This is a genomic window from Flavobacterium sp., assembly GCF_052437795.1.
Classification (GTDB): Bacteria; Bacteroidota; Bacteroidia; order Flavobacteriales; family Flavobacteriaceae; genus Flavobacterium.
Map to the genome: position 1 here is coordinate 183,757 of NZ_JBQVPA010000003.1, position 20,581 is coordinate 204,337.

General features: G+C 46.9%; 22 protein-coding genes. 15 read left to right on the forward strand and 7 right to left on the reverse strand.

Going from position 1 to position 20,581, the window contains the following annotated elements; genetic code table 11:
- Positions 1-193: 193 nt before the first annotated feature.
- The 7 genes from ACT6R0_RS11130 to ACT6R0_RS11160 all read left to right on the forward strand — a co-directional run bounded on the left by ACT6R0_RS11130 (position 194) and on the right by ACT6R0_RS11160 (position 6,945).
- Complete coding sequence (locus ACT6R0_RS11130) at positions 194-1,066, forward strand: helix-turn-helix transcriptional regulator (RefSeq protein ID WP_444653353.1); 873 nt, start codon at positions 194-196, stop codon at positions 1,064-1,066.
- Positions 1,067-1,245: 179 nt separating this feature from the next.
- Positions 1,246-2,277: a ferrochelatase gene (gene hemH, locus ACT6R0_RS11135; RefSeq protein ID WP_444653351.1), complete on the forward strand. Its 1,032-nt coding sequence runs from the start codon at positions 1,246-1,248 to the stop codon at positions 2,275-2,277.
- A complete protein-coding gene (locus ACT6R0_RS11140) occupies positions 2,278-3,621 on the forward strand; it encodes an MATE family efflux transporter (protein ID WP_444653350.1) in 1,344 nt (447 codons plus the stop codon).
- 1 nt (position 3,622) lies between these two features.
- On the forward strand, positions 3,623-4,081 hold the full coding sequence (locus tag ACT6R0_RS11145) for a hypothetical protein (RefSeq protein WP_444653348.1): 459 nt from the start codon (positions 3,623-3,625) through the stop codon (positions 4,079-4,081).
- Positions 4,082-4,105: 24 nt separating this feature from the next.
- Complete coding sequence (locus ACT6R0_RS11150) at positions 4,106-4,651, forward strand: CopD family protein (protein WP_444653347.1); 546 nt, start codon at positions 4,106-4,108, stop codon at positions 4,649-4,651.
- A complete protein-coding gene (locus ACT6R0_RS11155) occupies positions 4,651-6,159 on the forward strand; it encodes a sensor histidine kinase (RefSeq protein ID WP_444653346.1) in 1,509 nt (502 codons plus the stop codon). Before ACT6R0_RS11150 ends, ACT6R0_RS11155 begins: the two co-directional genes overlap by 1 nt.
- 3 nt (positions 6,160-6,162) lie before the next feature.
- Complete coding sequence (locus ACT6R0_RS11160) at positions 6,163-6,945, forward strand: enoyl-CoA hydratase/isomerase family protein (protein ID WP_444653345.1); 783 nt, start codon at positions 6,163-6,165, stop codon at positions 6,943-6,945.
- Between the two features lie 118 nt (positions 6,946-7,063).
- Here the strand turns inward: ACT6R0_RS11160 and ACT6R0_RS11165 are convergent, their stop codons facing one another.
- Together ACT6R0_RS11165 and ACT6R0_RS11170 are read right to left on the reverse strand one after the other, a co-directional pair.
- Positions 7,064-7,894, reverse strand: coding sequence for a ZIP family metal transporter (locus ACT6R0_RS11165; RefSeq protein WP_444653344.1), 831 nt, complete (start codon positions 7,892-7,894; stop codon positions 7,064-7,066).
- Between the two features lie 4 nt (positions 7,895-7,898).
- Positions 7,899-8,552, reverse strand: coding sequence for a metal-dependent transcriptional regulator (locus ACT6R0_RS11170; protein ID WP_444653342.1), 654 nt, complete (start codon positions 8,550-8,552; stop codon positions 7,899-7,901).
- Between the two features lie 95 nt (positions 8,553-8,647).
- Between ACT6R0_RS11170 and ACT6R0_RS11175 the strand changes: the two genes are divergently transcribed.
- The 5 genes from ACT6R0_RS11175 to ACT6R0_RS11195 all read left to right on the forward strand — a co-directional run bounded on the left by ACT6R0_RS11175 (position 8,648) and on the right by ACT6R0_RS11195 (position 13,184).
- On the forward strand, positions 8,648-9,796 hold the full coding sequence (locus ACT6R0_RS11175; protein ID WP_444653341.1) for a lycopene cyclase family protein: 1,149 nt from the start codon (positions 8,648-8,650) through the stop codon (positions 9,794-9,796).
- A gap of 148 nt (positions 9,797-9,944) precedes the next feature.
- Entirely contained in the window at positions 9,945-10,355 is a 411-nt protein-coding gene (locus ACT6R0_RS11180) for a BrxA/BrxB family bacilliredoxin (protein WP_444653339.1), read from the forward strand.
- A gap of 328 nt (positions 10,356-10,683) precedes the next feature.
- On the forward strand, positions 10,684-11,418 hold the full coding sequence (locus tag ACT6R0_RS11185) for a lysophospholipid acyltransferase family protein (RefSeq protein WP_444653338.1): 735 nt from the start codon (positions 10,684-10,686) through the stop codon (positions 11,416-11,418).
- A gap of 6 nt (positions 11,419-11,424) precedes the next feature.
- Positions 11,425-12,420: an acyl-ACP desaturase gene (locus ACT6R0_RS11190; RefSeq protein ID WP_444653337.1), complete on the forward strand. Its 996-nt coding sequence runs from the start codon at positions 11,425-11,427 to the stop codon at positions 12,418-12,420.
- A 116-nt stretch (positions 12,421-12,536) separates the two neighbouring features.
- Positions 12,537-13,184, forward strand: coding sequence for an HD domain-containing protein (locus ACT6R0_RS11195; RefSeq protein WP_444653336.1), 648 nt, complete (start codon positions 12,537-12,539; stop codon positions 13,182-13,184).
- 144 nt (positions 13,185-13,328) lie between these two features.
- Here ACT6R0_RS11195 and ACT6R0_RS11200 read toward each other — a convergent pair whose 3' ends face one another.
- Positions 13,329-14,822, reverse strand: coding sequence for a hypothetical protein (locus ACT6R0_RS11200; RefSeq protein WP_444653334.1), 1,494 nt, complete (start codon positions 14,820-14,822; stop codon positions 13,329-13,331).
- A gap of 172 nt (positions 14,823-14,994) precedes the next feature.
- Between ACT6R0_RS11200 and yiaA the strand changes: the two genes are divergently transcribed.
- The 3 genes from yiaA to ACT6R0_RS11215 all read left to right on the forward strand — a co-directional run bounded on the left by yiaA (position 14,995) and on the right by ACT6R0_RS11215 (position 17,332).
- The gene (gene yiaA, locus ACT6R0_RS11205; RefSeq protein ID WP_444653835.1) at positions 14,995-15,426 is read left to right on the forward strand and encodes an inner membrane protein YiaA; all 432 of its coding nucleotides are present in this window, start codon (positions 14,995-14,997) and stop codon (positions 15,424-15,426) included.
- Between the two features lie 75 nt (positions 15,427-15,501).
- Positions 15,502-16,770 (forward strand): DUF2157 domain-containing protein, encoded by a 1,269-nt coding sequence (locus ACT6R0_RS11210; RefSeq protein ID WP_444653333.1) that lies wholly within the window; start codon positions 15,502-15,504, stop codon positions 16,768-16,770.
- On the forward strand, positions 16,754-17,332 hold the full coding sequence (locus ACT6R0_RS11215; protein ID WP_444653331.1) for a GDYXXLXY domain-containing protein: 579 nt from the start codon (positions 16,754-16,756) through the stop codon (positions 17,330-17,332). The genes ACT6R0_RS11210 and ACT6R0_RS11215 overlap by 17 nt, the downstream gene beginning before the upstream one ends.
- Before the next feature lie 9 nt (positions 17,333-17,341).
- On the opposite strand, the gene ACT6R0_RS11220 is transcribed toward ACT6R0_RS11215, so the two are convergent.
- Genes ACT6R0_RS11220 through ACT6R0_RS11235 form a run of 4 tightly spaced genes read right to left on the reverse strand, consistent with a single transcriptional unit; the run spans position 17,342 to position 20,532 of the window.
- Positions 17,342-17,461 carry a FeoB-associated Cys-rich membrane protein gene (locus ACT6R0_RS11220; RefSeq protein ID WP_444653330.1) on the reverse strand — a complete coding sequence of 40 codons (120 nt, stop codon included), beginning with the start codon at positions 17,459-17,461 and terminating at the stop codon, positions 17,342-17,344.
- A complete protein-coding gene (gene feoB / locus ACT6R0_RS11225; protein WP_444653328.1) occupies positions 17,461-19,554 on the reverse strand; it encodes a ferrous iron transport protein B in 2,094 nt (697 codons plus the stop codon). The genes ACT6R0_RS11220 and feoB overlap by 1 nt, the downstream gene beginning before the upstream one ends.
- Entirely contained in the window at positions 19,554-19,796 is a 243-nt protein-coding gene (locus ACT6R0_RS11230; protein ID WP_444653327.1) for a FeoA family protein, read from the reverse strand. The genes feoB and ACT6R0_RS11230 overlap by 1 nt, the downstream gene beginning before the upstream one ends.
- Before the next feature lie 43 nt (positions 19,797-19,839).
- On the reverse strand, positions 19,840-20,532 hold the full coding sequence (locus tag ACT6R0_RS11235; RefSeq protein WP_444653326.1) for an SCO family protein: 693 nt from the start codon (positions 20,530-20,532) through the stop codon (positions 19,840-19,842).
- Between the last annotated feature and the right edge of the window lie 49 nt (positions 20,533-20,581).

Below are 20,581 nucleotides of genomic sequence, written 5' to 3' on the forward strand. Positions count from 1 at the left end.
TTGAACGTTTTTTAAAAAGTAACGCTCAAAGTCCTTTTTATGTCGCTCACGGATATTTAGCCCCTAAAATGCTTTTTTAAGCCGAAAAACGCTAAATTTGCGCTGAAATCAATGCTTTGCGAAAATTTAGTTTAGAACAATTCTAAATAAAGCAATGTCGTATTTTTGCAGTGGCATTCAAAAAAATATCGCTATGGGTTCCCATGAGGAAGTAATGATAGAGGATGGATTCAATGTGTTGCGGTTTGAGAACAACGGCGATGAGACCGTTCATTTTGAAAGGGAAGTGGATGTAGACATGATACAGTTCCACTTCGGCCTCAAGGGCAGGGCCAAGTTCATATTCAACCAGGGCCGTTATGCGCTCGATCTGCGTGAGGAACTGTCGCTTTTCCTCTTCAACCCTCAAAAAGAGCTGCCCGTACATTTGGAGATCGCCCCGCACAGCTGGGTCGTATCCATTCTTATTTCCATAAAAAAATTCCACGGCTTCTTTTCGGAACAGGCCGACCATATCCCATTCCTCAGTCCTGATAACAGCGATAAAAAGTACTATAAGGACGAAAAGATCAACCCGGCCATGTCCGTCGTACTGAGCCAGCTGTTCCACTTCAATCTGCACCCATCCATAAAAAAATTGTATTTTAAAGGTAAGGTGTATGAATTGCTGAGCCTGTACTTTAACCGCTCCGAAGATGCCAACACAGAGGCCTGCCCGTTCCTTGTGGATGAGGAGAATGTGATGAAGATACGTAAAGCCAAAGATATCGTGATCGCCAACATGGCCGAACCGCCGGGTCTGCAGGAACTCGCCGACCAGGTGGGGATCAACCTTAAAAAACTGAAGATGGGTTTCCGCCAGATCTATGGCGATACCGTGTACAGCTTTCTCTTCGATTATAAAATGGACTATGCCCGCAAGCTATTAGACAGCGGGTCGTACAACGTAAATGAAGTAGGACTGAAGATCGGGTACAGTACCGCAAGCCATTTCATATCGGCTTTCAGGAAGAAATACGGCACTACGCCGAAGAAGTATTTGATGAGTATTAATGAGAGGGTGTAACCTCACCCCTAACCCCTCTCCAAAGGAGGGGGGGGAACTCTTGCCGCTGCACTCTACTGCAATAAGAGCCTGAGTGAAGCTCGCTCCCCTCTCCTTTGGAGAGGGGCCGGGGGGTGAGGTTAAACTCCCGCACGGTTTTTGATGAACCCTGCGGGCTAACAAAGCAAACAAACAAAAACATGAAAGGAGTACTTTTAGTAAACCTGGGTTCGCCGGACAGTCCGGAGGCGAAAGACGTGAAACCCTACCTGGACCAGTTCCTGATGGATAAGTATGTGATCGATGTGCCATTCCTGCTGAGGGCATTGCTGGTGCGCGGCATTATACTGCGCAAAAGGCCTGAAGCATCGGCGGAAGCCTATAAAAAAATATGGTGGGAAGAAGGTTCGCCGCTCATCGTGCTTTCCCAAAGGATGCACAAAAAAGTAAAGCAGAAGACCGGATTGCCGGTTGCATTATCCATGCGTTACGGCAAACCTTCGATTGAAACAGGCCTCCAGGAACTTGCCGACAAAGGCGTGACCGAGGTGCTGCTTTTCCCACTGTACCCGCAATATGCCATGGCATCGACCCTGACCATACTTGTCCTTGCGGAAGAGATAAGGAAGAAGAAATTCCCGCAGATGACCTTTACTGATGTGCCTGCATTTTATGACAAGCCCGACTACATAAAGGTGCTCGCCAACTCTGTAAAGAAGTCGCTTGAAGGGTTTGAGTACGACCACCTGTTGTTCTCCTATCACGGTATTCCCGAAAGGCATATCCGGAAAACGGATGTGACCAAGTCGCATTGTAAAATAGACGGCACGTGTTGTGCTACGCCATCGGCAGCGCACAAATTCTGCTATCGCCACCAGTGTTATGAAACGACAAGACTGGTCGTAAAGGAACTTGGGCTGCCCGAAGATAAATACTCCCTTACCTTCCAGTCGCGGCTCGCGGGTGACAAATGGCTGGAACCGTATACCGACGTCGAGATCAACAAGATGCCTGAAAAAGGGATCAAGAACCTTGCTGTAGTAACACCTGCGTTTGTAGCCGACTGTCTTGAAACGCTTGAAGAGATCGCCATGCGCGCCAAAGAAGAGTTTGAAGAACATGGCGGCAAAAGCTTCCATGCGATACCCTGCCTTAACGATGATGACGAATGGGTAGCTGTTGTGGCCAACTGGATCAACGAATGGGCTAATGCGGAAATACCGGTAAGCTAAATGGGATCATCCAACAGCGAGCTTGCAAAAAAGGACATCAGGGGACTGCTGATAAAGCAGTCGGTCCCCGCATCAATAGGCATATTGTTCATGACCGTGAACGTGCTTATCGATGCGGTTTTTGTAGGCCGCTGGATCGGGTCGCTGGCCATTGCCGCGCTCTCGGTAGTAATGCCGATCACGTTTTTCATTTCGGCCATTGGTTTGGCAATTGGCACGGGTGGAGGTTCGGTATTGTCACGCGCATTGGGCGCGGGCGATAAGGAAAAAGCCTTGAATACCTTTGCGCACCAGGTCATGATGACGTTCGGGCTGTCTTCGTTGTTCGTTGTTTTCGGGCTGTTATTCGGCGATGAGATACTGTATGCGTTCGGAGCAAATGGCGCGATAAAAGGGCCGGCAAAGGAGTTCTTCCTGCCCATATTATTAGCCGTGCCATTCCAGGCGCTATGCATGATGGGTAATAATGTGATCCGTGCCGAGGACAAGTCGCGACACTCCATGATATCGATGATCGTGTCGGCAGTGGCCAATATCATATTAGATATCCTCTTCATCAAAGTGCTGGACATGGGGATCTTTGGGGCAGCGCTCGCTACAGGGCTGTCGTTCCTTGCCTGTTTCCTGTACATAGCGTGGTTCTTTGCTTTTAAAAGCGAATTGCGGCTGGGATGGCACAACTTTACTTTCCATAAAAAAATATTCAGTGAGATCACTTCCCTCAGTTTTGTAACCTTTGCAAGGCAGGGTGTGATCAGCGTATTGGCAGTGCTGCTTAACCACACACTATTCTCGTTCGGCGGTGAGCATGCGGTAACGGTGTATGGTATCATCAGCCGGATGCTCATGTTCGCGCTGTTCCCCGTTTTAGGCATTACGCAGGGCTTCCTGCCGATCGCGGGCTATAATTATGGCGCGGGCAATTATGGCCGGGTACGCGAAACAATATTCACTTCCATAAAATATGCAGGCGGACTGGCGATACTCATATTCATTGTAATACTCGTATTTGCCAAACCCATAACCGCCATTTTCACCACCGACCCCGAAGTGATACGCGACACACCGGGTGCGCTGCGCTGGGTATTTGCAGCGTCGCCCATTATTGCGGTGCAACTGATAGGTGCGGCCTACTTCCAGGCGGCAGGCAAGGCCACCAAGGCGCTACTGCTCACGCTGAGCAAACAGGGTTTCTTCCTTATACCCTTAGTACTCATATTGCCACATTTTTTTGGTATCTTCGGGGTATGGGTCGCGTTCCCCATTGCTGATGTGCTTTCTACGATCGTGACAGGCATATTTTTGAAAAAGGAGATGGGGACGGAGTTGAAGATTGATAACTAATATGGAAAAATATTTATTTGCCGGAATTATTGTGTTTCTTATCTTTAGCTGTAATAGTTCAGATAATCAGTCTATTGAATATCAGGAGCTATTGAATCAAAATGCTGAATTACGAAAGAAAAACATATTTTTGACCGATTCATTAGAAAGCTATAGAGAGGATTTAATCAGATCCTATATTCTTATAGGAATTCCTAATGACCCATTAATTAGAGTTGGAAAGAAAAATAACATTAAGTTATTATTTCATCCATTTTCAGTAGCGTTGCCTAAGTATGATATTTATGAAGTTAACGGTTCAAAAGAAATTAAAATCGGAAGCAATAACAAAACAGAATTTGATTATGCATTTGTCCCAAAATCAACTACAGATAATCAAGTCTACCTTAAAGTTAAAATTCCAAATAAAAACGATACGATTGAAATTCCTGCACATATGATACTTACTGTTGAGAATTAGTTTAAGAATAAGATTATAAGAAAATTGGAATACTACAACTACATAAAATCCCTCCACCTCATTTTTATCATTACCTGGTTTGCCGGGCTTTTTTACATTGTGCGGCTGTTCGTATACCACATCGAGGCCAATGATAAGCCCTCGCCCGAAAAGGAGATACTGATCAAACAATATCAATTAATGAGCTACCGCCTGTGGTACATCATCACATGGCCGTCGGCGGTATTAGCCACCATATTCGCGGTAATGCTGCTCATACTGATGCCCGGTTGGCTCAATGAATCGTGGATGCATGTAAAACTGGCATTCGTATTGCTGTTGTTCCTGTACCATTTAAAATGCCACCGGATATTTAAGCAACTGCAGCGCGGCGAGGTAAAGCATACCACTGGATTTATGAGATTGTGGAACGAAGGCGCTACCATTATCCTGTTTGCCGTGGTCTTTTTAGTAATACTGAAGAACGCCGTTAACTGGATCTATGGGGTTGTTGGAATTATCCTTTTCAGTATATTGCTGATGCTGGGCTATAAATTTTACAAACGCATCCGCGAGAAGAACAACTCCTGATGAATGAACGCTTTAAAATAAAACGCTGGTCGCTCCGTACAAGGATATTCATGTCAATGATCCTCGTTACGCTCATCGCGTCATTCCTCATTGCCATCGTAGCTATTTACCAGTTTAAAAAAGAAGCCAACGATTATAACGAAGACCGCCTGGAACGCAAGGAGTTTGCCATTAAAGAACACATGAACTATGTGCTTTCTACCACTACCTATCCAATGAATTCCGAGAACCTCCCGCTTATTTTCAGGGAGCGCATCCATGAGCTGGCGAACATTCACGGAATGGAGATCAACATTTACGACCTCAACGGGCATTTGCTTAAATCATCTAAAGCGGCATTTTCGGTCGATACCATCAACAGTACCATACCGCCAGTGATCCTAAAGGTATTGCGTGCTACTGCCGAAAAAAGGTATGTAGACCCAAAGTCCGAGAATGGGAAAAAGTTCCGCTCTGCCTACAGTTATATTAAAGACAATAAATTCAAGCCCCTGGGCATCCTGAACCTGCCGTACATTGAAGACGACGGCTACTACGAACGTGAGACCAACAACTTCCTTTGGCGCTTTGTCCAGGTGTATTCGTTCATGCTGCTCATATCCATTATCATTGCGTATTTCCTTTCAAGCTACATTACCCGTTCGATAAAAGAGATCAGCGAGCGCATTAAGGAAACCCGCCTGAATGAAGAGAATGCTAAAATTGACATGGGCGACTCGCCGCAGGAAATAAGCCTGCTGGTCGATGCCTACAACAACCTGGTGGACGACCTTGACGAAAGCGCTACCAAGCTGGCCCAAAGCGAACGCGAGCAGGCCTGGCGCGAAATGGCCAAACAGGTGGCCCACGAGATCAAGAACCCGCTTACACCCATGCGCCTTACCGTGCAGAGCTTCCAGCGCAAGTTCGACCCGAACAGCCCCGACATTAAGCAAAAGCTGGATGAATATTCCAAAACGCTTATACAGCAGATCGATACTATGAGCGCGGTGGCATCGGCATTCTCGAGCTTTGCATCAATGCCTGCCCAGCAGAATGAAACACTTAACGTGGTGAAGATCGTGCAGCTGGCGCTGGAGATATTCAATGAGCCCTACATTACCTTCCATAGTGATGAGCCGTATATCATTACCCGTATGGATCGCACGCAGCTCATCCGCATCATTACCAACCTTGTAAAAAATGCTACACAGGCACTGGACGAAAACCAGGCCAACCCAATGATCGCGGTATATGTGTACCGCGAAGAAGGCATGGCAAAAATTGCGGTAAAGGATAACGGCAAAGGCATTAGCATTGAGAACAAAAACCGTATTTTTGAGCCTAAATTCACCACCAAGACCAGTGGTATGGGGCTCGGGCTGGGCATCATCAGGAATATTGTGGAGAATTATTATGGCACGATAACCTTTGAAAGCGAGGCGGGAGAGGGCACGACATTTTTAGTAACCTTGCCCATTACCAGCCCCGAAGGCAACGAAACGAGAACAAACGACAAAACGATATAAACTATGAACTACGAGAACATACTGGCCGAAAAAGAGAACGGCTTAGGAGTAATAACAATAAACAGGCCTGCAAAGCTCAACGCGCTGAACAAGGCGACGATCGTCGACCTGCATGAAGCCTTCAAGGCTTTTGATGCCGACAAAGAAGTAAAAGTCATAATCGTGACCGGCAGCGGCGAAAAGGCTTTTGTAGCCGGCGCCGACATTGCCGAGTTTGCCGACTTTAACATTGAAGAAGGTGAAAAGCTGGCGGCCTTGGGTCAGGAATTGCTATTTGACCAGGTGCAGAACCTTGGCACCCCCGTGATCGCAGCAGTTAATGGCTTTGCCCTTGGCGGTGGGCTGGAACTGGCCATGGCGGCGCACTTTCGCATAGCTGGCGACAATGCCAAAATGGGCCTTCCGGAAGTGTCATTGGGTGTAATACCGGGCTATGGCGGTACACAGCGCCTTCCGCAGTTGGTGGGAAAAGGCCGCGCAATGGAGATGATCATGACCGCGGGAATGGTAAGTGCCGAAGACGCCAAAGCTTACGGGCTTGTAAACCACGTAGTGCCCCAGGCTGAGCTTATCGAATTCTGCAAAGGGATCGCCGCCAAAATAATGAAGAACTCATCTGTAGCCATTGCCAATGCGATAAAAGCCATTAATGCAAATTACGAAGATGGTACGAACGGATACAATACAGAGATAAGGGCATTTGGAGAATCTTTTGGCACTGCCGACTTTAAAGAGGGGACCACTGCTTTTCTGGAAAAGAGGAAAGCAGAGTTTCCGGGGGCGTAACAACGTTATTTTTACATCTCTATAAAACAATAAAAGCCCGGATCATTTAAAGTCCGGGTTTTTTTATACCCTTTCCTAAAGCCAAAAAGAAGGTTTTGGAGAGCAAAAGCATAAAGATCTACCCAAGCGCCACATCCAGCATCATCATGACCACAAAGCCGCCGATGAAGCCCAGTGTGGCGATATCAGTATGTTTATCCTGTTGGGTTTCCGGGATCACTTCCTCGACCACCACAAATATCATCGCGCCTGCGGCAAAAGCCAAAGCATAAGGCAGCATCGGTGTGAAAAAAGTTACAGCAACCGCGCCAAGCACGCCCGCAACAGGCTCTACCAGGGCAGATGATTGCCCGTACATAAAACTTTTGCGGCGGCTCATGCCCATACGCCTTAGTGGCATCGAGACCGCTATGCCCTCAGGGAAATTCTGTATGCCAATGCCAATAGCCAAAGTCAATGCACCCGCAATTGATGCTTCCGGAATGCCTGCCGCTACACCGCCAAAAAGCACGCCCACAGCAAGGCCCTCGGGTATATTGTGCAGTGTGATGGCAAGTACTAAAAGCGTTGTGCGCTGCCAGGGTGTTTTGGTCTTTATGCCTTCGGCTTCGGTTTCCTTAAAGTTGATGTGCAGGTGGGGCAGTGCCTTGTCCAGGCCAAAAAGGAACAATGCTCCAAGTATGAACCCAACAGATGCCGGAATAACTTTGGTAAACCCTTCGCCGGCGCTCATTTCTATAGCCGGGGCCAGCAGGCTCCAGTAGCTGGCGGCCACCATGACCCCGCCGGTAAAGCCCAGCATACCGTCGAGCACGGAGCGCTTCATATTCTTGAAGAAGAATACGACCGAGGCACCAAGAGCCGTAAGGAACCAGGTAAAAAGCGTAGCATAGAGCGCCGCGATCACGGGCGGTATGCTTTCGAAATACAGTACTATGCTATCAAACATATATTCAAACAGGTTTTACAAACAGGTTGGCGGCAATTTTATTTGAAACGGTAACATCCCTCTCATCGAGGCGCAGGGTAAGCGACATGTCGAAATCTTCTTTACTAACGATCTCTATAGATGAGCCCAGGGCTATCTGCTGCTTGTCGAGGTATTGCAAAAATGGCGGTGAACTGTCCTTTACGCCCACACAGATCACCTTTTTGCCAACGACCATTTCCGAGAGCAGCTTTTTGTCCACCTTAGCTATCTTCCCGTTGCGGTCGGGGATAGGGTCGCCGTGCGGATCTTCGGTCGGAAAATCCAGGAACTCATCCAGCTTGTCCGTTAATTTTTCACTCTTAATATGTTCCAGCTGTTCGGCCACATCGTGCACCTCGTCCCACGAAAAGTTGAGTTTTTCGACAAGGAAAACTTCCCATAGGCGGTGCTTGCGCACGATCATGAGTGCGGTAAACCTCCCTTTATCGGTTAGTTCCACACCCTGGTATTTTTTATAATTGACCAATTCTTTGTCGGCCAGCTTCTGTACCATGTCGGTTACAGATGATGGCTTGCTTTCCATAACATTCGCAATGGCATTGGTGCTGATCCCCTTGCCCGATGTTGTGGAAAGATGGTAGATCACCTTAAGGTAGTTTTCTTCAGAATAGGTCATTAATGAGCTAATTATAAACAAATATAAAATAATTTTTAGGTAAGCCTAAATATTTATCTGATAAAATTGTGCTAAATACGGTAAATTTGGGAGAGATGAAGCATTACGATTACATTTTTGCAGGCGCAGGCCTGGCATCGCTCATGACGGCTTACAAAATGGCCATGAGCGGAAAGTTTGCCGGGCACTCCATTTTGCTCATAGACCCTGATGCGAAAAAAGACAATGACCGCACCTGGTGCTTTTGGCAAAAAGGCATGGGTAACTGGGACGGCATCGTTCACAGGGAATGGGGTACAGCGCTTTTTGCCAACGAGCAATGGCGGGCAGATCTTAATTTTGGCGGGTATTCCTATAAAATGGTACGTGGAATAGATTTTTATGATCTTGTTCTTAAAGAATTACAGCAACATCCGAATATTGAATTCGTAGATCAAAAAGTCATTGACTTTAAAGATCCAGGCATACAAGTTTCGGTAGCTACAGGAACGGAGAACTACACCTGCGACTTTCTTTTCAACAGCATTTACGATCCGGAACTTCCGGCTTCGCAAAATAAATATCCTGTATTGCGGCAGCATTTCATTGGGTGGCATGTAAAGACCGAGAAGCCTGTATTCGATCCGGAATGCCCAACGTTCATGGATTTCAGCATTCCTCAAACGGGCAATACACGGTTTATGTACGTACTGCCATTCTCCGAAAAGGAAGCCATTGTAGAATACACGCTTTTCTCTAAGGACTTATTACCGGCAGAAGAATACGAAAGAGCTATTGAGGACTACCTGAATAACCTTGGGGCTTCGGGGTACAGCGTTATTGCCGAAGAGAAAGGCAGCATCCCGATGACTTCATACCCGTTTTGGAAAAATAATTCGAAAAAGATCCTCAACATCGGTTCGGCAGGCGGTTGGACCAAGGCCAGTACGGGTTATACCTTCCGCAATGCCGATAAGCTTTCGGGCAGGCTGGTCGAATTTATGCTTTTGCAGGAACCGGATATGAGGCAATTCCATAAAACGAGCAGGTTTTGGCTGTATGACCTTTTGTTGTTGGACATACTTGCAAAAAAGAACCACGAGGGCGCCGGCATCTTTTCATCTATGTTCAAAAAAGCAAAGGCGGCGCCGGTATTTAAATTTTTAGATGAGGAGACCTCCTTTGCCGAAGATCTGAAAGTGATATGGCAATGCCCGAAAGGGCTGTTCCTGAAAGCACTATTAGGGCGGATCTTTAAAGTTTAAATACGTAGTACTGGAAATGACCTGCTCCATCTCTGTCATTCTCATTCCCCTTCGACCTCAATGATCCTGCATCTGTAATAAAAATAATTGCAATTATATTTCAGATGAAATTTCCGTATCTTTGCCTCATAATTAATAATATAAAATTATGTATCCTGAAGAATTAGTAAAGCCAATGCGCGCAGAACTGTCTGACGCTGGTTTTGAAGAACTATATACTGCCGGCGATGTGAAGGACGCATTGTCTAAAGAAGGTACTACGCTTGTAGTGGTAAACTCGGTTTGCGGCTGCGCGGCCCGAAATGCACGCCCGGGCGCTAAAATGAGCCTTGACGGCGCTAAGAAGCCGGATCACCTTATCACGGTTTTTGCAGGTGTTGATAAAGAAGCGGTAGACGAGGCAAGGACACAAATGTTCCCTTTTCCTCCGTCATCGCCAAGCATGGCATTATTCAAAAATGGTGAGCTGGTACACATGCTGGAACGCCACCACATTGAAGGCCGTCCTGCCGAAATGATCGCCGAGAACCTGAAAGACGCTTACGACGAGTTTTGCTAAACAGCGATCTTAGGAATTATACCAAAACCACGTTAACCGCGTGGTTTTTTGTTTAATTGGAACGCGGATGACGCGGATCTGAATGTTTTTCACGGATCATACTCATTGCTCCGTAAAATTTATTTGATCGTTATATCGCAGAGGCCATGCAAAATGAACTATTTTCAGTACAGCATAAGATCTGCGATCATATTCCCGATCCGCGTCACCCGCGTTCCGGCTCGATCGAAAAAAGTGATCTTCATCACATCCGCTATGCCTGCATAGTAAAACTTTTTCGTATTCCATAAAAAGGATTTACTTTTACGGGAATTTTTTAAATCCATAAATGGAAAAGATACTGTCCTATCCGTTATCCATATTATTTTACCTGGCATTTTTATTAATGCTGCTCATATTCCATCCGATACAGTGGATATGCCTTAATGTATTTGGCTACCAGGCCCATAAAAAAAGCGTTGACCTGCTTAACGGATGCCTGGTCCGTACTACTCACATATTGGGTACCACGTATGATATACAAAACCGCGACCGATTGCCACAGGGTGTTCCCCTGATCATCGTGGCTAACCACCAAAGCATGTACGACATTCCGCCCATCATTTGGTTCATGCGCAAGGTGCACCCTAAATTTATAAGCAAGAAAGAGTTAGGTAAAGGCATCCCGAGCGTTTCCTATAATTTGAGGCATGGCGGCAGCGTTTTGATAGACCGCAAAGACCCTAAACAGGCGCTACCTGCCATAAAGCATATGGGCGAATACATAGAGAAATATAAACGCTCGGCGGTTATCTTCCCCGAAGGGACCAGGAGCAAGACCGGGGAGCCAAAGCGCTTTTCAGAAAACGGTCTTAAAATACTTTGTAAATACGCCCCTTCTGCGTACATTGTACCGATCAGCATCAACAATTCATGGAAATTGGTGCGTTTCGGGCAATACCCACTGGGATTGGGCAACCGGCTGACTTTCACGGTACAGGAACCTTTTGCCATCAATGGCATTCCTTTTGCTGAGGTGATGGAGCGGACAGAGAACGCAGTAGTACAAGGAATAAAAAACTAAGATATTATGTCTACACACAATGTAAGGCTTGAGGTGATGCAGTTGCTCGAAAAGGACATTAACACATTTGTTGACGAGTACCTCATTCCCGTAGAAAAAATTTGGCAGCCCACTGACTTGCTGCCCGACTCGCAAAGCGAAGGCTTCTATGATGAGGTAAAAGAACTTCGCGAGATCGCCAAAGACCTGCCTTATGACTTTTGGGTGGTAATGGTAGGCGATACAATAACTGAAGAAGCACTGCCTACTTACGAATCATGGCTGATGGATGTTGAAGGCATCAACCAGGTTGAAAATGGCGGCAACGGATGGTCTAAATGGGTACGCAGCTGGACAAGCGAAGAGAACCGCCATGGCGACGTGCTCAACAAATACCTGTACCTTTCTGGGCGGGTGAATATGCGCGAGGTTGAAATAACCACACAGCACCTTATTAGCGACGGGTTCGATATCGGTACCGACCGTGATCCGTATAAAAACTTTGTATATACCAGCTTCCAGGAGCTTGCCACTTATGTTTCGCACAACCGCGTATCGCAACTGGCCAAAAAATATGGCGACAACAAACTGTCTAAAACCTGCCGCCTCATAGCGGGCGACGAGATGCGTCACCACATGGCCTACAGCGAGTTCATCAACCGTATTTTCCAAGTGGACCCGAGTGAGATGATGCTGGCTTTCCAGTACATGATGAAGCAGAAGATCGTGATGCCGGCGCACTTCCTCAGGGAATCGGGACAGAAGATAGGCGAGGCGTTCGAGCAATTCTCCGACTCGGCACAGCGCATTGGCGTATATACGGCAATGGACTATGTGGACATCCTCCGCAAGCTGATCGACAAATGGCAGATCGACAAAATAAACGGGCTTACCGCTGAGGCCGAAAAGGCACGCGACTTCCTGATGAAGCTGCCGGACCGTATGCAGCGCATTTCAGAAAGGCTCGTTATTCCCGAAGAATCGCATATTTTCAAGTGGGTAACACCTGCTTTAGTAAAATAAACATTGAAAGCTGCTTTAGGGCAGCTTTTTTTTGTAGCTATGTTACATAAATATCCGTTAACGATTATTATGAATTCACGAAAATTGATGTAATTTGTTTGCAAAACCCTCTCATCATGACCAACCTGATAGACATTACGATAGCCTTTGTAAAAGCACAGCTTGCCCACGCCGAAGGAGGCCACGACTGGTTCCACATAGAGCGGGTATATAACAATGCGATGCTTATTGCCAAAGGTGAGGAATGCGACCTGCTGGTAGTGCAGCTGGGTGCATTGCTGCACGACATTGCCGACAGCAAGTTCCATGACGGGGATGAGACCGTAGGGCCAACACTAGCATGGCGCTTCCTTTCGGCACAGGGCGTAGCCGAGGAAACCATCATCCATGTGGTGAATATTATAGAGAATATCTCCTTTAAGGGCGGCAACTTTGAAAAGAAATTCGATTCTGTAGAACTTAATATCGTACAGGATGCCGACAGGCTTGATGCATTGGGAGCCATAGGGATCGCAAGGGCTTTCAATTACGGAGGGTTTAAGAACCGCGCCCTGTACGACCCTGCCATTGCACCTAATTTAAGTATGGACAAGGAGGAATACAAAAAGTCCACCGCGCCTACAATAACACATTTTTACGAAAAGCTGATGTTGCTTAAAGACCGTATGAACACTCCTACAGGAAAAAAAATTGCCGAAAGCCGCCATAACTATATGGAAGGTTTTCTGGAACAGTTTTTTGGGGAGTGGAAGGGAGAGAAATAGTTTTCAGGGAGTTTGTCATTTACTTCGTCGAATCACTTCGTTAGGTTTCTGACGAAGGAAGGATCTCAAGATGATCATGGCATGATCAAAAGGTTCATTAGTTGGCATGCCACTTTCCGAATAGACAAATAACCAGACGCCAGATCAACGCGACGCCATCATTTCCATTATCACCTCATACACCGGCCTTTTTTTTGCTTTTGCCAAAAGCCACGCCATAAAGCTGACCACGAAAATATCCTCCTTAGCATCATTGGCCTTGAGTGAGAGAATGCCCCTGGCAAAATCCGGATGCTGTGCGATCTCAGGCTTTAGCAGATAGCGTTCCACTAACTGTGCAAAGGCAAATACCCGCTCCTCATTTACATCGGCAAGGTATTTTTTGTAGCGTCGCTTAAAGCTTTTCAGGCGGGAAAGCGCAAGTTCTGTATTGTCATGATCGGCATATGCGGCTATCTCTACCAAAGCTTTGCGGATAGCCCAATCCACACCCATTTTCTTTTCGTACCAGGCATCGCTGTGATTGAAAAGCTTCAGGTGCTTAAAGGCGGCTTTGTCATGTTGCTGTACGCAGATGATCACCGCACACATTCGAAGGTCGTTCACATCTACCGGGTCTGATTTTGCGGTGGCTGTCTTCAGTGCTTTTTCAGTCAGATCCAATGCGGCCTGCCACGCCCCGGAGTAGTTTTCGTTCAGTGCCAAAAGCAGCGAGTGGCGCAGGATAAAACGGCTGTGGTATTTGGCCGACTGTTTTTGCATTTGTACAAACATTTTTCCAAGGTAGTCTTTCGATTCGGCAAAGCGGCGATTGCGAAAATGTGCATTGGCCAGCAGGTACAGTATATAAATATGGTAATAGAGCTGGCCTTCGGCTTTGTCCTCCTTTGCCGCGATAAAGGCATAGCTCTTTTCGGTAAATGGTTCGACCAGGCTGAAATCGGAGTTTAGCGAGGCATATTCGTTGGCGATGAACAATATCTGGTATAGCGACTTAAAAGAGAGTATATCATCCAGTGAAATGCCCAACGAGGCCATTGTTCCCTTAACCAGCGTACGGAAGTTGACCACCTTACCCTTATGGTAGATATCGGCCAGGTCCTTTCGCAGCAGCGCATAACCCATGTTGAGCTTTTCCTCCATTTCCATCTTTTCGCGGTTGGCGTTGTATCTCCCGATCACCTCTGCCATAGACAGCCCGACGTTAAAATGAGCATACTGCGCCTGCAGCTGGTAGGTCTCATTCAGCAGGCTGAAATGGTCCAGTTTCAGGGCTTTCACTTCGGCTTTTGCCAGGCATTTAAAGGCGGCTTTGTACAGCTTGTGCTCAAAGAACAGGCGGCTTACTACTATCAGTCGCAGTACTTCATGGGGCTCGGAAGTGCCTTTCTCAAACGCGCGGTTCGCCATGAAATCGACCAGCGTATCGTATAACCTTTTCCGCAATGCATGGTAGGCATCGCGGTTATCTTTACCGTCAATAAATTTTTCTTCAACATTTATATCATCAGTTTCAATAATTTTAAAGAGACGGATGTTCTGCACATCACTGCGCTTGTTACGGGTGCGAAGGTATGCTTTAAACAATTGTTTTTCTTCAGAAGTCATTAACAATACTACATCGGTCAGGCTGTTCATGGCGGTTTGGAATTAGAAGCATAAAGATACACAACTGAATTTTAATATCGTCAGTTTCATATTAATATTGATTTTCATGGCTTTTTGTTTTGGCGGAGATTTGCCTTATAATTTTAAACCAAAATAAATTATGGAACCGCTAAAACCACAGGAAGCAACAACTTCCGAAACTATGAAAAAAGAAACTGTTATTAATGGCGTGATGACGCTGAAGCCGAGCTCTGCCTTTGTAGGCGCGTCCTGGATGGCGTTGCTTATCGGTATGACAGCCTTTTGCATCGGCCTTTTCAATGCCGAGATGGAGCTCAACGAAAAAGGGTATTACTTTACAATACTGCTGTTCGGGCTCTTCTCGGTAATATCAGTGCAAAAAAGCGTCCGCGACCGGATGGAGGGCATACCGGTAACCGACCTGTACTACGGCATATGCTGGTTTACCACCGTAGCAGCCGTTGTACTGCTGATCATCGGACTTTGGAACGCCGACCTGTTCCTGAGCGAAAAAGGCTTCTTCGGGATGGCCTTTACGTTGAGCCTTTTTGCCGCCATAGCCGTACAAAAAAATACCCGCGACCTTAAACAGGCTGAAGCCCAAAATATATAATGCTTAGCGGTAACCCCATGCTTTCACCCAGGTGAGGGTGTGGGGTTTTTTTTATTATCCAAAACCAACATTATCATGAGAACCATACTGAAAGAACTGCCGGAACTGGTGGCCAATGATGTCATTACTTCCGACACGGCACAGGACATTGAGTCCTATTATGCCTCCAAAGCATTGCCGCAGGGCAGCAGCCTGCTTACCATATTTGGGGTAATTGGCGCCGTGCTTACCGGGCTCGGCATCATACTGATCTTCGCGCATAACTGGGATACCTTCTCCCGCAGTATAAAGACTATGCTGGCCCTGCTGCCGCTTGTAGTTTTCCAGGGGCTTGTCGCCTTTACCATTATTACAAAAAAAGATGCCCGATGGAAAGAGCCTGCCGGCGTACTGCTGTTTTTTGCAGTAGGCGCCTCTATCGCATTGGTAGCACAGATATACAATATCCCTGGAAATCTGGCCGGTTACCTGTTTACATGGATAGTGCTTTGCCTGCCGCTGGTTTACATATTGCGCTCCAATGCATTGGCGCTGCTTCACATTGTATTTACTACGTGGTATGCAGGAGAATGCGGATTAGGCACCACCGACAGGCCATGGATGTATCTTTTCTTCATGACAGCATTTATTCCTTTTTATATTGAAAGGCACAAGTCGCAGCCGATCGGCGGGATCACCAGCTTTTTTAACCTTGCCCTCCCGGCTAGTGCCACCTTTGCACTGGCTATGTTCCTTGATGACGCTTATAGGTTCAACGTAGCCATCTATATTGCCTTTTTCGGGATGCTTTACAGTATTGGGCTGCTGCCTGCGGTGCAAAGGCATTCGGCCAGAGCCAACGGCTTTATGTTAGTTTCGAGGCTTGGCATCCTTGCGATCCTGTTGGCCGTTTCGTTCAGGTGGTATTGGGAAATTGACATGGGAGGAAGATCTATCAGCCTGTATACACTCCCTGCCGGGATAGCGTTTTTAGCCATGGGCCTCTACCTTGCCATCACTAAAACGGATGCCCTGAAGCGTGCCGACCCTTTTTTATGGTCAGTGTTCCTTTTCCCGGCGATCTATTTCGTCGGTTTCCTCCACCCTATGGCCGCTGCCGTGCTATCAAACATTTTAGTCCTTACACTTGGCATCATGGTGATACGCAGGGCAGCTATGCGCTTCGACCTGCCTTCGCTCAACTTCGGGCTGATCATTGTGTCAGCACTGATCATTTGCCGATTCTTCGATACCGATATGTCATTTGCCATTCGAGGCCTGCTGTTCGTAGCCGTGGGTGCCGGATTCTTCTTTGCTAACTATTTGCTTATCCGAAAAAAGAAAAACTATGAAAATATCCAATAAATTACTGATCGCGGGCTTTGTACTGACAGCGCTCGCGCAAATTGCCGTCCCGGCGAAAATGATGTACGATTGCGAAATGACCGAAAGGCATGGCACTGAGTATAAGTTCAGGACGGAACCGATAGATCCTGCCGACCCATTTAGGGGTAAGTACATCACGCTTAGCTTTGACAATACCGTATACCTAAAAGATACTATCCGTAACTGGAATAAAGATGCGTACGTATACATAATAAAAGACAAAGATGGTTTTGCAAAAGTGACCAATGTCTCCTGCGATCCTATTAATTCAAAAAAGGATTTCTTTAAGGCTAAAGCATGGGGCTATAATGGGATGCTGCATATTGAATTCCCATTTGACCGTTACTATATGGAAGAAGGTAAAGCATATGAAGCTGAACTTGCGTACCGGGACTATAGCCGCAGGGACAGCCTGGAAAAACCGGCCTATGCGGTAGTGGCGGTAAAGGATGGGCATTCGGTGCTTAAGGATGTTATTGTGGATGGCAAGCCGATACGCGACTATGTGCTGGAGCAGCGTGAAATAAAAAAGGATGAATGATAAATGGGATCAGTTGCAGCCGCAATCCCCGCAATCCTTCTTCTTTTTCTTTTTAAAAAAGAATTTCTTTACCAGGAACACTGCTGCGCCGGCTACGAGTATATAGGATATAATACTTTGTATGTCCATTATTTAAGCAATTGGTAAGCAATTAATGAGACCACATAAGCAAAAGCGCTCATGCCGAACAGCTGTATGAGCGGCCACTTCCAGGAATTAGTTTCTTTTTTGGTAATGGCAAGCGTACTGATGCACTGCATGGCAAATGCATAAAACAGCAGCAGCGATATGCCCGTGGCAAAATTAAATACTTTTTTTCCTGTTATAGGGTCGATCTCAGAATCCATGCGTTCCCGTATGGTAACTTCGTTATCGGTACTGCCAATGTTATAGATGGTCGCCAGCGTACCTACAAATACCTCGCGCGCCGCGAACGATGAAACAATGGCTACGCCTATTTTCCAGTCATAACCCAACGGGCGGATGACAGGCTCGATGGTTTTGCCCATGATCCCAATGTAGGAGTTCTCCAATTGGTAAGCCGCTACGGCATCATCAAGCTCTTCGGGGGTGAGTGGTCGCTGCTGCCCTTTTACTATCTCTTCGGCATTGCTGAAATTGTCGCCCGGGCCATGCGAACCCAGGAACCAGATGATGATAGAAAGCGCCAGGATGATCTTGCCCGCGCCATATACAAAGGCTTTTGTCTTTTCCAGTACATTAAGGCCTACGTTCTTCAGCAAAGGCAGTTTGTAATTGGGCATTTCTGCCACGAAAAAGCTCTTGTGCTTTGCGTCGAGTATCTTGTTGAGTATCCATGCCGATACCATCGCTCCCAAAAAGCCCAGCAGGTACAGCGCCATTAGGGTTAAACCCTGCAGGCTGAATATTCCGGCTACTTTCGTTTCCGGGATGATGAGCGAAATGAGTATGATATAGACCGGTAGCCTCGCGGAGCAGGTCGTAAAAGGCGTAACAAGTATGGTGATCAGCCTTTCGCGCCAGTTCTCGATATTCCGGGCCGCCATAATGGCCGGAATGGCACAGGCTGTGCCCGATATAAGCGGCACCACGCTTTTTCCGCTAAGGCCGAAAGGCTTCATGAGGCGGTCCATTAGGAATACTACGCGGCTCATGTACCCACTTTCCTCAAGCAGGGATATGAACAGGAACAGGAACGCGATCTGCGGGATGAAGATGACCACACCGCCTATGCCCGCAATAACGCCATTGGCCAGCAGGTCAGATAATTTGCCGGGCGCCATATTCCCCAGTACAAAGTTCGAGAGCCATGCCGTTCCTTCCTCGATCAGTCCCATTGGCAGTTCAGACCAGGAGAAGATGGACTGGAATATGAGCATCAGTATGCCCAAGAATATCACGTATCCGAATACTTTATGCGTAAGCACCCTGTCCAGGCGGGCACGCAGGTCTTTCGCTTTAGAGGTATCGATCGCCTGTCCCGCTTTCAGCACATCGTTAATGAACTGGTAGCGCTTAATGGTTTCCTTTTGCTGCAGCCTTTTCAGGTCGGCGCGTGTTTTGGTGAACGACGTACCCATCAGTTCTGTTTTGTGCGAAAGCCCAAAGTTGGCATCCTGGGATATCAGTAGCCACAACTTGTACAACAGCTCATTAGGGAATGCCTTGCGAAGCTTGTTGAAATAGTCCGGATCGATGGACGAAGCGTGCAGACATGGCTCTGTAGACAGGCTTTTATAATTTACGATCAGTTCCTTCAGGTCGGCAATGCCGGTGCCCTTGCGCGAACTGATCAGTGCTATTTTAGTATTCAGCCTGCTTTCAAGGTACGGAATGTCCAGACTGATCCCTTTCTTGTCCATCCTGTCGGCCATATTGATGGCAAGTATGGTGGGGATTTCAAGGTCTTTTATCTGGGTGAACAGGAGCAGGTTTCGTTTCAGGTTCTCTACATCGGTAACTACAACGGCAACATCGGGGTAGTCTTTGTCGGTCTTGTTGAGCAGCAGTTCGATCACTACGTTCTCATCAATAGAGCTGGCATTAAGGCTATAGGTGCCGGGCAGGTCGATAATATTGCCCTTCACGCTACCGGGCAGTTTGCAGCTTCCGGCCTTGCGTTCTACAGTTATACCGGGATAGTTGCCTACCTGCTGGTTCAGTCCGGTGAGATGGTTGAACACCGAGGTCTTTCCCGTATTAGGGTTGCCTATTAGCGCTATTTTGAGGGATCCGGCCATTATAACGATGCGCTATTCAGTAGTTCAACATCAATTTCAAGAGCGGTCTCCCTTCGGATGGCCACGTGGCTGTCATTCACATTTATGTATAACGGATCACCCAGCGGCGCCACTTGCAGCAATTCGACCACATTGCCGGGAAGGCAGCCCATTTCGAGCAGCTTCAGGGGTATGGCATCGATGTTGAAATCGGTGATGGTGGCTTTTTGCCCTTTTTTCAGGGTGGCGAGGGTGGTCTTCAATATAATTATTTAGAATGAATTCAGATTGCAAACTTACGAAATATTACTCATTCTCCCGAAGCCATTTAATATCCTCGAGCAGCTGCTTAACGTTCTTTTCGCCTTTTGGTGCCTCTTCGTCGAGTATAGTCCCGTTGTAAAATCCGCGTATGCGCCCTTTTTTATCTACCAGTACAAAATTCTCGGTGTGTACCATGTCATACAGATCGGCAGAATTATTTGTCTTGGCGGCAAGGTACGATTGGCGGGCAATGTAGTAAATGTCTTTTTCGTTTCCGGTGACCAGGTTCCATTTGCTGTCGATAACACCTTTCTTTTCGGCGTATGCCTTTAGTACCGGCACGCTGTCAATCTTTGGCATTACGGTGTGCGAGAGCAGCATTACGTCGGGCATGCCCTTCACCTGTCCCTGCAGCCAGGCCATGTTATTGCCCATTGGTACGCAAATGCTGGGGCAGGTGGTAAAAAAGAAGTCGGCTACATAAATTTTCCCTTCATAATCTTTTTGGGTAATGGTTTTGCCATTTTGGTTGGTAAAGGCAAAATCGGCAATATGGTGGTTGCGGCCTACATACTGCACCATCGAGTCGACCATTTCCGGGTTAACATCGGCAGGGCTGTAAACTTTGAGTACTTTACGGGGCCTGAGCGCGGTATAAAAAAGCGTGAGGATAAAAGCCGAAAGGAGAATGAGGACGATAAAGAAAGTCCTGTATTTTTTGAAGAAGGAAAGCATTACCGGAAAATTTCTGTAAAATTACGAAAGAACGCACGATATAACCAGT

Excerpts from the sequence above, each read along its gene's own strand:
- ACT6R0_RS11200 (WP_444653334.1), bottom strand. The coding sequence starts at position 14,822 with ATGAACAGCCTGACCGATGTAGTATTGTTAATGACTTCTGAAGAAAAA.
- ACT6R0_RS11140 (WP_444653350.1), top strand. The coding sequence starts at position 2,278 with ATGGGATCATCCAACAGCGAGCTTGCAAAAAAGGACATCAGGGGACTG.
- ACT6R0_RS11215 (WP_444653331.1), top strand. The coding sequence starts at position 16,754 with ATGAAAATATCCAATAAATTACTGATCGCGGGCTTTGTACTGACAGCG.
- ACT6R0_RS11235 (WP_444653326.1), bottom strand. The coding sequence starts at position 20,532 with ATGCTTTCCTTCTTCAAAAAATACAGGACTTTCTTTATCGTCCTCATT.
- ACT6R0_RS11155 (WP_444653346.1), top strand. The coding sequence starts at position 4,651 with ATGAATGAACGCTTTAAAATAAAACGCTGGTCGCTCCGTACAAGGATA.
- ACT6R0_RS11130 (WP_444653353.1), top strand. The coding sequence starts at position 194 with ATGGGTTCCCATGAGGAAGTAATGATAGAGGATGGATTCAATGTGTTG.
- ACT6R0_RS11185 (WP_444653338.1), top strand. The coding sequence starts at position 10,684 with ATGGAAAAGATACTGTCCTATCCGTTATCCATATTATTTTACCTGGCA.
- ACT6R0_RS11195 (WP_444653336.1), top strand. The coding sequence starts at position 12,537 with ATGACCAACCTGATAGACATTACGATAGCCTTTGTAAAAGCACAGCTT.
- ACT6R0_RS11160 (WP_444653345.1), top strand. The coding sequence starts at position 6,163 with ATGAACTACGAGAACATACTGGCCGAAAAAGAGAACGGCTTAGGAGTA.
- ACT6R0_RS11210 (WP_444653333.1), top strand. The coding sequence starts at position 15,502 with ATGAGAACCATACTGAAAGAACTGCCGGAACTGGTGGCCAATGATGTC.
- ACT6R0_RS11175 (WP_444653341.1), top strand. The coding sequence starts at position 8,648 with ATGAAGCATTACGATTACATTTTTGCAGGCGCAGGCCTGGCATCGCTC.
- ACT6R0_RS11170 (WP_444653342.1), bottom strand. The coding sequence starts at position 8,552 with ATGACCTATTCTGAAGAAAACTACCTTAAGGTGATCTACCATCTTTCC.
- ACT6R0_RS11180 (WP_444653339.1), top strand. The coding sequence starts at position 9,945 with ATGTATCCTGAAGAATTAGTAAAGCCAATGCGCGCAGAACTGTCTGAC.
- ACT6R0_RS11190 (WP_444653337.1), top strand. The coding sequence starts at position 11,425 with ATGTCTACACACAATGTAAGGCTTGAGGTGATGCAGTTGCTCGAAAAG.
- yiaA (WP_444653835.1), top strand. The coding sequence starts at position 14,995 with ATGAAAAAAGAAACTGTTATTAATGGCGTGATGACGCTGAAGCCGAGC.
- ACT6R0_RS11145 (WP_444653348.1), top strand. The coding sequence starts at position 3,623 with ATGGAAAAATATTTATTTGCCGGAATTATTGTGTTTCTTATCTTTAGC.
- ACT6R0_RS11165 (WP_444653344.1), bottom strand. The coding sequence starts at position 7,894 with ATGTTTGATAGCATAGTACTGTATTTCGAAAGCATACCGCCCGTGATC.
- feoB (WP_444653328.1), bottom strand. The coding sequence starts at position 19,554 with ATGGCCGGATCCCTCAAAATAGCGCTAATAGGCAACCCTAATACGGGA.
- hemH (WP_444653351.1), top strand. The coding sequence starts at position 1,246 with ATGAAAGGAGTACTTTTAGTAAACCTGGGTTCGCCGGACAGTCCGGAG.
- ACT6R0_RS11220 (WP_444653330.1), bottom strand. The coding sequence starts at position 17,461 with ATGGACATACAAAGTATTATATCCTATATACTCGTAGCCGGCGCAGCA.